At 38.6% G+C, this 12,085-nt stretch carries 7 protein-coding genes; 1 reads left to right on the top strand and 6 read right to left on the bottom strand.

The annotated features are described in order from the left end of the window. Positions 1 to 249: 249 nt before the first annotated feature. The 6 genes from EV200_RS12740 to EV200_RS12715 all read right to left on the bottom strand — a co-directional run bounded on the left by EV200_RS12740 (position 250) and on the right by EV200_RS12715 (position 7,249). Entirely contained in the window at positions 250 to 1,749 is a 1,500-nt protein-coding gene (locus tag EV200_RS12740; RefSeq protein ID WP_132533154.1) for an acyl-CoA dehydrogenase family protein, read from the bottom strand. A gap of 259 nt (positions 1,750 to 2,008) precedes the next feature. Next, positions 2,009 to 2,821 carry an MOSC domain-containing protein gene (locus EV200_RS12735; RefSeq protein WP_132533152.1) on the bottom strand — a complete coding sequence of 271 codons (813 nt, stop codon included), beginning with the start codon at positions 2,819 to 2,821 and terminating at the stop codon, positions 2,009 to 2,011. Positions 2,822 to 2,918: 97 nt separating this feature from the next. Then, positions 2,919 to 4,394: a TolC family protein gene (locus tag EV200_RS12730; RefSeq protein WP_229676721.1), complete on the bottom strand. Its 1,476-nt coding sequence runs from the start codon at positions 4,392 to 4,394 to the stop codon at positions 2,919 to 2,921. A gap of 14 nt (positions 4,395 to 4,408) precedes the next feature. Continuing rightward, the gene (locus tag EV200_RS12725; RefSeq protein WP_132533150.1) at positions 4,409 to 5,773 is read right to left on the bottom strand and encodes an HlyD family secretion protein; all 1,365 of its coding nucleotides are present in this window, start codon (positions 5,771 to 5,773) and stop codon (positions 4,409 to 4,411) included. Beyond that, positions 5,766 to 6,770: an ABC transporter transmembrane domain-containing protein gene (locus EV200_RS12720; RefSeq protein ID WP_132533148.1), complete on the bottom strand. Its 1,005-nt coding sequence runs from the start codon at positions 6,768 to 6,770 to the stop codon at positions 5,766 to 5,768. The genes EV200_RS12725 and EV200_RS12720 overlap by 8 nt, the downstream gene beginning before the upstream one ends. Positions 6,771 to 6,913: 143 nt before the next feature. Next, positions 6,914 to 7,249, bottom strand: a complete 336-nt coding sequence (locus EV200_RS12715; protein WP_132533146.1) for a hypothetical protein — start codon at positions 7,247 to 7,249, stop codon at positions 6,914 to 6,916. Between the two features lie 477 nt (positions 7,250 to 7,726). On the opposite strand from EV200_RS12715, the gene EV200_RS12710 reads away from it, so the two are divergent. Further along, a complete protein-coding gene (locus EV200_RS12710; protein WP_132533144.1) occupies positions 7,727 to 11,842 on the top strand; it encodes a hybrid sensor histidine kinase/response regulator transcription factor in 4,116 nt (1,371 codons plus the stop codon). The last annotated feature ends 243 nt before the right edge of the window (positions 11,843 to 12,085 follow it).

Genomic DNA, 12,085 nt, shown 5'->3' with positions numbered 1-12,085 from the left:
GCTAGTTATAAGTAAATAATTTTTTAATGCGCTTTCAGGCACCCCTCCTAAGGAGGGAAATTGCGATCACCATAGAAATTTCTAAAAATATTATTTTCTTTCGCCCTTTCCCTTCAAGGAGAAAGGTGCCGCTAGGCGGATAGGGTTAACCACCAAAAAGAAAAAAGTCGTAGCGGAAGGCTACGACTTGTGTTTTTTAAAAGGAAAATAAATTATTTAAATACTGCTGACTTCATCTTTTACAATTGCTTATGCAAAATCAAGCCATAAACTATCCATATGGTAATCACTCACTTCTACCACTTTATTGTTAAATCGAAGAGAGGTGATTAAACTGGCCACTTCTTGTTGCAACATTACGATGCAATTATCTACCAATTCTTTTCTAAATCCCTTTTCTGAAAGATCGATTACATAGCCCACGCAAATGATTCTGGCTACGATTCTTCCGAGGTCAACCAGTTTTCTTTGGACCAACTGATCATCCGGTGTGAAAGAAAGTTCCGCTTTGAAATAGTCTGCTGCTTGTACAGTTAATGGAAATTCTTTTAAGTACTGATAAAGCTGAGGTTGTTTTTGCTTTTTCATGCCTTTGATAATCATTTCGCCAATTTGTGCGTAAAGCATTTCATTGGATCCTTCAAAGATTTGGAAAGGGCGGCTATCCATAATTCCACGACCACCAATATGGCTGGTACGGTAACCTTTTGCACCAGATAATTGCACTAATAATTGTGCGCTTTCCTGCATCAGGTCGGTTACAACTGTTTTCATGGTGTTGGCTTCCAGTCCTTCAGTAGCTAAGCTATTTTCAATACCGCTAATGGATGAACTTTTAGCACACATGGCAGAACAAATGGTATAAGCTGCTTGCAACCTGGAAATCTGAAACTTAACGTTATCCATACCAAGCAAATTACCCACGCCAACCTTTCTGTTATCACATTGGTGATAAGCTTCATCCAGCATCCGTTTAATAAAGCCCATTCCCATTCCAGGAAACTGCATTCTGCTTCGGTGCAAAATATCCAGCATCATTTTAATACCGGTGGTTTCAGGGATAAGTTTCTGGTTTTTGGGTACAGTAAGATCCAGTTGATTCAGTCCGTATGGAATAAGATATAAACCAGCGTTATCATAATATTCTTCTACATGAATGTGTTGTGCTGCTATAGCATCCTCACAAACAAAAAAATCAATATCTCTGGCTAAAGAACCGTCAGTACCCTCATTTCTGGCTGCAACAATCCAATAATTGGCCATTCCGGTAAGTCCCTGCCAATGCTTTGTTCCTTTAATTTGATAGCCGTTTTCAGTTTCTTTACTTGTGGTTCGCATATTTAATGCATCACTTCCAAAATTAGGTTCAGTAATCATTAAACCACCCATATTCTGTTCTTTCAAAAACTTATCGAAAATCCCTTGTTTAATATCATCGTGGCCATATTTAGCTACCGGCTCTAAAAATAAAGCGATATTAATTCCAAAGGTTAAAGAAAGTGATAGTGATTCATACGAAGCTGCAGACAGGATGCCAAGACATTCTTTAACCTTACAGCCTCTGCCACCAAACGCTGATGGAACGGCTACTGATAAGGGAACATGATCCATGATTGCTGTCAGCAGTTCAGGCGGGAGGCCTCTTTGCAGACTTAGCTGATCGATATTATGTTTTTCCTGAAAGAGATGTTTTAGATTTTGTTCAAAGGTTTTTAAAAATTCTGGAAACTCTTGATTAAACTTATTCATTATTTATGCTTCGTTAAGCTTATTTATATTTTATTAGCGGATCTTTCCTAATGTTATATCATCTATCTTTTCAGATTTCTTATCGAAAAAGCTGATGATTTATAATTTTTGTAAGCCCTATCTAAGTCATTAAAGGCCAATGTAGTCAAATTTGTTTTACATATTTCAATATAATTTTGATAAAATATCCTTCAATAATCGCAATAATTATTTAGAACCTTTCTAATTAATTAAAAGTTTATCAAACTTGTTTTAATTATTACTTCCAGTTTTCCACTTTGAGTTCATCACCTATATTAATTACACCAGTTCCTTTATGGAGCAGGTTTTGCCCGAACATAATTTTTTGATTGAACGTTCGATAGCCAGCTAATGTTTTCAATGGTTCTTTTCCTTTAATACCAGTTTCCTGATTTACGGTAATTAACACACACCGGGCACATGGTTTTACGGCAGAAAAATGGAGATTACCCAAATAAAAGGTTTTAAAATGATCTTCTATATGTGCTTCTCCACCTGAAAAAACAAGGTTAGGCCTAAACCGATTCATGTTTACTGACTCAGTTAACTTTTCATTCAGCAAGTCAAGTGATGACTGGCCAATAAGTAGGGTGGGGTAACCATCCGAAAAACTTTTAATCTCTCCATTTGATGCATATCCTGGATCTACCAGGATTTTTTCATCGGCAGACATGCGCACCAATCTGACCTCAAATTGCAGATATGCTGTAAACCATTCATTTACAGATTCGCTCACTTCCAAACCAATTGAGGCATCGTCCCACACCGTTACTTCGATGCGCTTGCCAGTAGTTTCATCCAACTTAAAAGAAATTTCCAGTTCCTCATTTACTTTATGGCTAACATATAACCGATCATTTTTAATCCGCACCTGTAGCATGGATAGCTGAGCATGTTTGCGCTGGGTAATAAAGGTTCCATCATGATCAACGAGCATCCAGCGCCTGTCATATTGAAGCCCCTCATCTTCCATTAAAGCCTGTTCCAGTCTAATCCCGCCAAGTGATTTAATGGGATAAATATAGATGTCGGTGAGGTAAAACTTGTTCATCCAACAAATATAATAAAAACCTAAAAACAGGAAATAACAGACTAAAAATGTCCGTAAATTTCCTGCAAAATAAATGTAGTCATCATGAATTTTGATATCAGTTCAAACGCGTATCTTGTCTGGTTCCTGCTTTATAATAAAGTTCAGCCAGGGTTTTCTGATATCCTGATATCATACTTTCCTGTTTAATTTTCATGTCAATTAATTTTGTCTCGCGGCTGTTGATCAGGAAGAGGGTACTTTCGCCCAGATTAAACTTTTGATTCTCACCTGTTACGAGGATTTGCTGATTTTGGACGCTCTGGATTTGAACAGCCAATTGCGAAGAATAGGCAGATAAATCATTATAAGCAGCTTTAATATCATTGTTTATGGTTCTGCTCGATTGTTGAAGATCATAATTCAATTCTTGCTGCTTAATTTTTACCTCCCTTAGTTTTCCACGTTCAGATCTTAAGAAAAGCGGAAAAGCAAATTCAATTCCAATTTTATAATTGCTCCAGTTGAAATCATAATCGCCGGGAATAACACTGTTAAAACCCGTTCTGTTCGAGAGTAAATTACCAGTAACATTCAATTTAGGTTTAAGCAATTCTTGCCGGTAACTTCTTTCCACTGCTAATTGAGCCCCTTTCGTCCTTAATTTAACCAATTCAGGGTGCTGGTTAGCAGCCTGTCCAAGCAGTGTATCCAAAGTTAAGGGATTGGGTTTAGCCATCGCTGGATTGATGTTTTGAGGTACGGCATCAAATGGTAGTTCAAGTGGATTTCCATCCTCACTCCAGAGGTGGTTGGATAAAACCAATTGCGCATTTTGCAGCTCTATTTTCATTTTTTCCTTTTGGATAATCCTTTCCTGCACCGTAATATAGGCTTCAACTGAATCGATCGCTGGCTTATCGCCTATGATGGTCTGCCTGCTCATGGCCGTAAACCTCCGCTGGGCAAGTTCTACACCTTCATTAATTAGGGCAAATTGCTTATAGGCATAATACCAGTTCCAGTAATCTTTTGCTACGCCATACCATATCGCATTGATTTGTTTTAATTGCTCAGCCTCGGCATATTGTACCATAATTTTTGATTGGCGAAGGGTATTCCTCCGGGCATCAATCAGGAGTCCCTGACCTAATGGAATGCTTAAGCCTATGGCTGATAAGCCTTGCGAATTGGTTTTACTCTCTGGATTCACGTACGTGCCCACATTGCGGTCATACCCAACTTTTAAATCGGCACCCGCCAACCAAAGCGGAATTTTTAATTCACTGTTCCATTTGTTGTAATATTCGGTGTTGCCAAATAGTTTTCTGGCAAAGCCTGCTTTGAGTTCCGGATCAAAATAACCCAGAGATTGTAATACACTGGCACGGGCTGATTCACTGAGTAAAGCGGCCTGTTTAACAATGGGATGATACCTGAACACTAGCATCTGGAGATCGCTAAGTGAAAAGACTTTTACACTGTCTGCTTCAGCCTTAACGATAGTATTTTGTTGCGCCTTTACCGACTGCGTGATCACCATTGGGAACAAAAGCATTAAAGTGATCAGGAATGCTTTAAAATTATTTTTCATGTTGGTCTGTACCTTTATTTTTTATCCTTACTACCGCCTGCTGGCTCTTTCTCTAAACTTGGCGGGAAACCATTCAACTGTCGCCAGATCTCGTACCATAAGGGTACCGATCTTAAAATAATCCGTCCGTAAACACCCGAACCCTGGCGAAGCTGTATCGGCCAAGGCTCATCTTTTGAAGGAACCGGATTGGTTTGGCTGATCAACAGCCGATATTTTCCTCCGGTACTGCTTACCCGATCAATAGAAGAAACTTTTCCGGCAAAAGTACCCACTGCAACGGATGGCCAGCCTGAAAACTGAACCGATGGCCAGCCTTCAAATTGTAAACGAACATCACTGGTGTCTAAAATCAAAGGCACATCCATGGCGCTCACATAAAGTTCGGCTGCTACTAATGGCGATTTTGGTTGTAATGTCGCTACAGATTCGCCTTCTTTAATGTTCTCTCCAATCCCTGCTTTAAGTGTTTTAACAACAAATCCACTCTGTGGAGCCCTTACCACGTATAAGCCACGACGAATGCTGATGTTGGAAATGTCGTTTCTTAATTTAGCAATATCACCCTGAGCACTGGCCCTGCTGGAAACTGCGGAACTCATATCAGATTGCGCTTTTGCCATAGATTCCTGATACTTAGCACGAATATTATCCAATTCGATGCTGGCATTGAGCAAGTTTTGAGCAGAGTTGCTCAACTTGTTTCGCTGACCAATTACCTTTGCATTGTCTTCCTGAAGCTTCAGTCTGCGGGTTTCAATATCAGTGAGGGAGAAAAGTCCGTTTTTATATCCGGTTTCATAGCGTTCCAACCTTGTTTTGGTGGTTTCATAAAATTTCTGAACGGCCAATAATTCAGCACTATCAATACTGACGTAATTTCTGGCCTGGCGCACTTTATTTTCTGCAGCCTTCATCTGGAAACGTAACCCATCATTCATGGCGCGCATCTGGCTCTTGGTGGCATCTATCTTTTGCAATGCGGCGGTTTCACTTCCACGTTTCGCATCCAATTGCTCATTTAAACGGGTAGGAAGCTCAGGGTCAAAATATGACTGACTGGTTTCTGAAATCACCAGGATGGTATCACCTTTCTGTACTTCCTGTCCTTCACGTACTGCCCAGTGTTCTATTCTTCCTCCAATCTGGTTTTGTACCGTTTGTGGCCGATCTTCTGGTCGTAGTGCAGTGACTGTACCCCGGCCTGGAATGGTTTGCCGAAAAGGAAGAAATAACAGGATGGCAAAGAAAATAAAGATGAAGAGGAGTACCCTACCTAATAGTTTTGGCCCTTTCGCATCTAGAATTTTACTGTTGGTATGCACAGATAATTCTTGCCAGTTTTTAAGTTGTTCATGATGGTTAATTATTTTACCCATGATTTAAATCTCCTTCCTCCAGTTCAAGATCGGTAATTACGGCAAGTTTTTCACTTCCGGTTACCATATCAAACACGGTATTTAAATTGGTCATTAGTTTCTCAATGGCATAGCTAATTTGAACAATAATTACTTCAGCAGCAACAAACTGCCCAAAAGTCATTTGTCTTTCTACTACGAAATAAGAGCCCAGCAACAGCAACGACCCCATTAAGATGGTACGCATGGCTACTGCGCTGATGAAAAATCTCTTCAAAACACCAAAGTGATCATTTCTGGCCTGAATATAGTTTGCGGTAATCTCATCCGTTCTATTGATGATTTCTTTCCTTTTTACAGGACTATTTCTATAGGTATCCAAATCGGCGGCAATCTCTTCCAGGTAGCCAGCCACTTCATACTTATACTCTGATTCTTCAATACTGGTTTGTACACCCCGGCGGTAATACAAAATCAATACTAGGATAATCACAATGAGGACAAACATGCCAAAAGCCATAAAAACAGGGTGGTAGAATGACAGCAAAATTACACTAAAAAAGATCTGAACGGCTGCTGCAACTACATCAACCAGCAATTTGGTTAAGCCTTTCTGAATGGTTAAAATATCAAAAAAACGGTTGATCAGTTCTGAAGGATTTTCACCTTCCAATGCTTTCTTTTTAATGCGGGGTAAACGAAAAGCAAATTCTATTGCTGTTCTGGCAAAAATTTTCTGCTCAATCACTTCAACCAGCGAAAGCTGACCGATGAGCAATAACCCGCCGATAACAATGCCAACTAAAATCACTGCAATGAGGATATAGGTTGAGCTGTACATGGCCCCGTTTGATAACAGATTGAAAACCGCACTGGTACCCAATGGCAGTGACAGGCCAATTAGGCCAATTAACATGGCGTAGATATAAATATAATTGATTGTGCCGCGTTCATAATAGAGCAAGCGTACAAGTCTTTGCCATGGCGTGGGCATACCGGCAACATGATGATTTTTCATGGTTGTTTTAACTTAAGGAATAAACTATGGAGATTGAAGGTAGAAAAATACCAGCAGAAAAATTGCATCATTCATGCTTGCTAATCAATACTACATATCAATTTGTCAAGATGATCTCAGATCAAAATAATGATGCTGTTTTTTTAAGAAAGATGATTAGGGGGCGGTGTGGGTACACTTTTTGGTGGGTGCATGCCCATGCGTAAATAGTATGGCTGAGTAGATGGAGCGAAATGATTACTTAACAAAAGGTGACCTGTATCCATCACCAATGACTCATAAATCAGCAGCTTTTTCTTGTTTTTATCTAAAGATTCGCCTTCTTTATCCTTGTTTTCTTCAACGCTTTTTTCTATCGAAAACGCATCTGTAGAGGATGAAAAATAAGAAATAGAGAAAGCAAATACCTTAAGTACCAAAACACTTAATAGCGTTAAGGCAAAAATGCGTTTGAGTAATTTATTTCTTAATCCTTCCATTATTTTGAGTTGCAAATATATGTGCTTTCCAATTTTATGAAGCTTGTGTATAATTATTTTTGCTCATGATAACGTCAAATTAATGGAATTTAAGGATATGAACCTGAGCGTTCGATTAATCATATGTCTTTCAATACTATTTGAACAGGTTATGGCTATTTAAACCACCACGCCCTTTGGGTACCCCTCCAAAGGAGGGGAATGGCGATCGTAATTCCACTCTTTCTGAGGAGGGTGGTCGCAGACCGGAGTATTTAAATCAATTGATTATCGAATTCAGGTTATAAGTAATGCATTTTTCCTTTCAACTTAAATCGTTATTGCTTAGATGTTGATGTGTTCGTCACATCGGGTTACCATAATTTAAGATGCGATCTGTATCAGGTAATTAAATATCGTACAGATTTAACTTTATATTCGTAAATTATTTGATGGCTCTTCTATTACATTAAAATTTTTAGGTTTAAGATTATCACAATGAAATTGATAAGAATAGTCATCTTATGCTACTTTCTTTTTTTTAACTATCATATTGCTTTCGCTCAGTATTTAAATGCTTCCGCCATCACGAAGCAGAATAGGAGCGAGATGAAAACCTATGGTACTAATGATGGTTTACCCTCAAAAAATACCACTGCAACTCTTCGCGATCGGCGTGGGTTTATCTGGGTAGGCACCGAAAATGGATTGTGCCGTTTTGATGGCTACACTTTTAAGGTATTTGCTAACCATGCAGGCGATAGTACTTCCATTTCAAACAATTTCATAAATGCCATTGTAGAAGATCATCAGGGAAAAATATGGGTGGCCACCATGGATGGACTTAATTTATTAGATCCCCTTACTGAAACCTTTACCCGGTTTTTACATCGGGATAGCAATATTCGCTCTTTAAGCAATAACAAAGTATGGTCCATATTATGCGATAAAAAAGGCTTGATGTGGTTTGGTACAGATGATGGTTTTAATCAGTATGTGCCTTCTAGAAAAGATTTTATTGTTTATAAACCCAATCCGGCATCTAAAAAAAGCATGATGGGAAAATCCGTAAACTCCATTATAGAAGATAGAAATGGTGATTTGTGGTTAGGTAACTGGAGTGCTGGTTTAAACCGCTTTGATAAAAAGAAAAGAACATTCACCAATTATGCTCAAGATCAGAAAGCGGGAGCTAAAAACCCAAATGATGTATGGGCTTTAGCTTATGCACCCGATGGTCATATTTGGGTAGGAACTTACTGGGACGGGCTTTTTAATTTCGATCCGAAAACGGGTCAATTTACTAAAGTTCAGATTCCAGACCGTGATAATTATTCTGTTTTCAGTGTGATGCCTGTTGGTCAAGATCTCTTGCTGGTGGGTGGCAATAATGGATTTTACTGGTATCATACACTATCTAAAAACTGGGAGAAAATTAACGATATACCAAATTATTCTTACGGCGATTCTTATCAGGATCGTGATGGAATCATCTGGCTTAATGGGCGCAACGGACTTAGGAAAATAGATCATCAGCAATATAAATTTAAAATCAATTTACTGCCTTTGGGTAACCGTGATGTTAAAAGTATCGCTATTCGTGATGATGTGATGTGGCTGGGTACTAATAACGGGTTGTTCGCGATTGATCAGAAATCTGGAGGGATTAAAACGTTCATGAAAAGCAATGATCATAATAGCCTTACCAGTAATGAAATCCTGAAGCTTTACTTTGATAGCAAAGGTATTTTGTGGGTGCTTACCGAAAATGGTTTTGATAGTTATGATCCAAAAAGCAATACTTTTACGCATCATTTTCATCATTCAGCCATCGGAAATTTATTTAATGAAGATGTATTCAGGGATATTCTGGAAGTAGAAAATGGCGTTTATATTTTGGCTACTGATGCGGGAATCAAGATTTATGATCGTCAGAAAAACACATTTGAACACTATTATAATCAGCCTAAAAACCCTCTATCTATTAATAATAACCATACCTACGCGCTTTCAAAAGCACCTGATGGTCAGATCTGGATTGGAACCTACGGTGGAGGCGTTAATATCTTTAACAGACGAACCAAGCATTTTCATGCACTGGAAACCCTGAATGCGAATCGCAAAGGCTTAAGCAATAACATTATTAAAGCCATCCATACCGATTCCAGAAAAAATATATGGGTGTGTACGCAGGATGGTTTAAATAAGTTTTCGCCAAAAGGCAATGGCTTTGAAATATACACGAAAGCCAATGGATTCTCAAGCAATGTTTTTAATGACATTACGGAAGATGTGGATGGAAAAATTTGGGTAGTTACAGAAAATGGGATTTCCAGTTTGAATCCTTTGAATAAAAAAGTAAGAAACTTTGATGAGGCGGATGGCGTTTTGGTGAATTCGACCATTAAAAATGATGGGGCTTCCATAATTGTTGCTGGTAATAAAGGCTATTTTTCTTTTAACCCAAAACAAATCAGATTCAATCATGTAGCTCCGCCTGTTTACCTGACCGATTTTCAGGTTTTTAATAAATCCGTACTTCCGGGTGCAGAAAGTCCTTTAAAAGAGAACCTGAATGTAGCGAAAGAAATTACGCTAAATTACGATCAAAGTGTTTTTTCTTTAGAATTTGTTGCGCTTAACTATGCCTATTCCTGGAAAAATGAATATGCTTACCGATTGGTGGGTTTTGATCAAAAATGGAATTATGTTGGTCACCAGCGAAAAGCAACATATACCAACCTCAACCCAGGAACATATCGTTTTGAAGTGAAGGCATCTAACAATGATGGGGTTTGGAATAATGAAGGTTATTCCATCGTGATTAAGATTAATCCACCCTGGTACCTTACCTGGTGGGCCTTTTTACTTTATGCCGGATTAATCGGGCTTAGTGCTTATGGCTTTATTTCTTACCGGAAAAAGCAAGAAAAACTGCGGTATGAAATCAAAATTGCACATATTGAAAGTGAAAAGGAGAAGGAACTGAATGAGCGTAAACTGTCTTTTTTTACCAATATATCGCATGAATTCAGAACACCACTTACCTTAATTATTAATCCGGTGAAGGAGTTGCTTTATCAGGATGATCAAAACATTGATACCAGCAGCATGAATATTGTTTACCGGAATGCCAAGCGGTTATTGAGCCTGGTAGATCAGTTATTGCTCTTTAGAAAGGCTGATGCACAGGGTGATACCTTGAAAGTTTCTCATTTGAACCTGACAGGTTTGGCAAAAGAAGTTTTTCTTTGTTTTTCTCATCAGGCCCGGACAAAAAATATTCAATATGAATTTTTAGCTGCTTCTGAAATCACGGATATTTACGCAGATCGGGAAAAGCTGGAAATCGCCATTTTTAACTTGTTATCTAATGCCTTTAAATTTACACCTGATGGCGGACGTATTGCCGTATCGCTAACCGAAACTGATCAATATGTTGATATTTTGATCACCGATTCTGGTTGTGGCATCGCTGAAGATTCAACGGAAAAGATTTTTAACCGATTTTATCAGGAGCCAGATAAAAATCGCTCTCTAGGAAGTGGATTTGGAATTGGTTTGTACCTGGTTAAGAATTTTATAGAAATGCATGGTGGAACCATTTCCTGTCGCAATAATGAGGGGGAGGGAACTTCATTCCACCTGAAATTATTAAAGGGAAACGAACACATCAACCCTGCTTCTATTGTTCCCGATCGGCAGGAGAGTTCTCTGATCCTTAAAGAACTTAGTCAAGATGATCTGATCCAGGAGCCGGCCAGAAAGAAAGATGTGGTTTTAGGCGATATGCTCGCACAGGAAAAGAAATCTATTCTGATTGTAGATGATAATGAGGAAATTGCCCATTACCTCAGTCAGGTTTTCTCCGAACAATATCAAATTTACCAGGCCAATGATGGAGAAAGTGGTTTAGCCATTATCCGTGGCTTTCTTCCGGATATTGTGATCAGTGATGTAATGATGCAAGGCATGGGCGGAATAGAACTTTGTAGTATTGTAAAAGAAGATGAATCCATTTGCCATATCCCCATTATATTACTCACTGCCAGTACATCAGCAGAAATTAAACTAAAAGGTGTGGAGAGTGGTGCTGACGATTATATCAGTAAACCATTTGATAAGGAATTACTGGTGGCCAGGGTTGCCGGGATTCTAAAAAGCAAAAACAGCCTGCAAAAATACTTTTATAGTGAAATTACCCTGAACCCAAGCAGTTCCAAAATCTCTGCGGAATACAAGGATTTTCTGAAAAATTGCATCAGTATAGTTGAACGCCATATTGAAGATCCAAACTTTAACATCAAGATGCTGGCAGATGAAATTGGCATGTCGAGAGCTAACCTTTTCAATAAGATCAAATCTGTTTCCGGACATTCTTCCAGCAGTTTTATTCGGTTCATCCGCTTAAGAAAGGCTGCTGAAATTTTCATCAGTACAGATAAAACGATCCTTGAAACGATGTATACTGTTGGCATGAGTGATATCAAATATTTCAGGGAACAGTTTAAAAAAGTATTTGAAATGAATCCATCAGATTACATCAAAAAATACCGGAAGAATTTTTCCAATAACAGCTCCATTGGTCCAGGTTTAAAAAAGTCGAAAACCTAAGGGCCTAAGTTCGATTAATCGTATTTCTTACATAATTGATGGGTTATTTATATTCAACCACCCTGCCCTTTGGGCACCCCTCCAAAGGAGGGAAATGGCAATCGTTCCCCTCTTTTAGCGGATGGTCGCAGATTGGGGTGTCGAAATCATTAACAATTTCGAATTCAGATTTGTAAAAACTTATTGTTTCTAAATCTTACTATACATCATTATTTAAAAAATCCGGAATATAAAAATCTGAAA

Origin of the sequence: Pedobacter psychrotolerans, assembly GCF_004340665.1 — a bacterium.
GTDB lineage: Bacteria > Bacteroidota > Bacteroidia > Sphingobacteriales > Sphingobacteriaceae > Pedobacter > Pedobacter psychrotolerans.
Note: the sequence above shows the minus strand (reverse complement) of the source record. Positions and strands in the feature narration are given on the sequence as shown.

Bases quoted from the DNA above. Each gene is read 5' to 3' on its own strand.
- EV200_RS12740 (WP_132533154.1), bottom strand. From the start codon at position 1,749: ATGAATAAGTTTAATCAAGAGTTTCCAGAATTTTTAAAAACCTTTGAA.
- EV200_RS12735 (WP_132533152.1), bottom strand. From the start codon at position 2,821: ATGAACAAGTTTTACCTCACCGACATCTATATTTATCCCATTAAATCA.
- EV200_RS12730 (WP_229676721.1), bottom strand. From the start codon at position 4,394: ATGAAAAATAATTTTAAAGCATTCCTGATCACTTTAATGCTTTTGTTC.
- EV200_RS12725 (WP_132533150.1), bottom strand. From the start codon at position 5,773: ATGGGTAAAATAATTAACCATCATGAACAACTTAAAAACTGGCAAGAA.
- EV200_RS12720 (WP_132533148.1), bottom strand. From the start codon at position 6,770: ATGAAAAATCATCATGTTGCCGGTATGCCCACGCCATGGCAAAGACTT.
- EV200_RS12715 (WP_132533146.1), bottom strand. From the start codon at position 7,249: ATGGAAGGATTAAGAAATAAATTACTCAAACGCATTTTTGCCTTAACG.
- EV200_RS12710 (WP_132533144.1), top strand. From the start codon at position 7,727: ATGAAATTGATAAGAATAGTCATCTTATGCTACTTTCTTTTTTTTAAC.